Source organism: Caldimonas tepidiphila (assembly GCF_003569765.1).
GTDB lineage: Bacteria > Pseudomonadota > Gammaproteobacteria > Burkholderiales > Burkholderiaceae_C > Caldimonas > Caldimonas tepidiphila.
This window is the reverse complement of sequence record NZ_QXMG01000162.1, coordinates 1-1,215: the sequence shown is the minus strand read 5'-3', so window position 1 is coordinate 1,215 and position 1,215 is coordinate 1. Positions and strand designations below refer to the sequence as shown.

The 1,215-nt window shown below is 62.6% G+C and carries 1 protein-coding gene; it reads left to right on the top strand.

Annotated features, from left to right (window positions below; genetic code table 11):
* Window positions 1-603: 603 nt before the first annotated feature.
* Window positions 604-1,095, top strand: coding sequence for a transposase (locus D3A59_RS24880; protein WP_119157977.1), 492 nt, complete (start codon window positions 604-606; stop codon window positions 1,093-1,095).
* The last annotated feature ends 120 nt before the right edge of the window (window positions 1,096-1,215 follow it).

Sequence of the window (1,215 nt, the reverse complement as noted above, 5' to 3'; positions counted from 1 at the left end):
TCGCCTATGCGCGAGCGTCATATCCGGGGCGTGGCTGAGGATCATGACTAATCAGGCCGGTCGATGCGGCGACGATCAAGGTAGGAGGGCGGATCGTAGGCGAGCCGTCCTAGTGTCATCAGCACTTCGGAAGGTGTCAGGGCTGGCTGCTCCACAACATCGCTCCTTGCCGTTCGGCATTCCATTGGACAAGAAGCACATTCCCTTCCTGGCCCCGACCGGTTCAGAACTTGTACGCATCCTCCGTTGGCAGGATAACAGCGCGGCTGGAGTCGCTGCATGATGATCTGGCAGCCGCGCTGGTCGCGGTTGCTGTTCCTTCGTGGATCGCCCGGCTGACGTGCTATTTCCGCTGTTTCCCGATCTCCCCCTCCTGCATTGAAGCTGCAGCGGAGGTCAGCCGGTTTTTTTTTAGGCAGCTCTGCACGATGAGGTCGAAACCTACTCGTGGACGACCACTCCGACCTTCTGCCCCCCGAGGAGGGAGGAGCCTCAATTGGAGACGTTTAGCGCCAGAGTGGCCGCCGAAAAGGATTGACCTGCCCCCCACAGGTTGTACGAGCCGAAGGTTAGTAGAGTCCGTATCCACAGGAAGGAGCGGACATGAGGAAGAGCCGGTTCGCCGACGAGCAGATCGCCGGGTTTCTCAAGCAGGCTGAGACCGGGATGTCGGTCAAGGACATCTGCCGTCAGGTCGGCTTCAATAACGCAACGTTCCACAAATGGCAAGCCCGCTTCAGCGGCATGGAGGTCAGCGAGACGCAGCGTCTGCGGGACCTGGAGGCCGAGAACGCGCGGCCCAAGAAGCTGCTGGCCGAGGAGCATCTCGACATTGAAGGCCTTGAAGGTGGACTTTGGGGTAAAGCGCTACCCCCGCGGGAACGACGCGCAGCGCGCTGCCCGGAGGGTCGAGCAGTTGAGCATCTCGGAGCGCCGCGCGTGCCGCCTCGTGGGGCTGTCGAGGACGTGTTTTCGGCAACCGCCCTCCGGATGCTGGAACGGTGCGGCTGGGCGAGCGCATCGTCGAGTTGGCGCACGAGCGCCGGCGCTTCGGCCACCGGCGCATCCACGACCTGCTGCGCGCTAAAGGCGTAAGCTCCCCCTGTAAGTAGACCGTCTGCGTAGAAGCCGAGAGGGGGACTTTTCCACGCCTAGGGGGCTCTGTTGCACAAATGGCAGCCCAGGTGGGCTGGGGGCCCTGCGCTTGACAGCCTC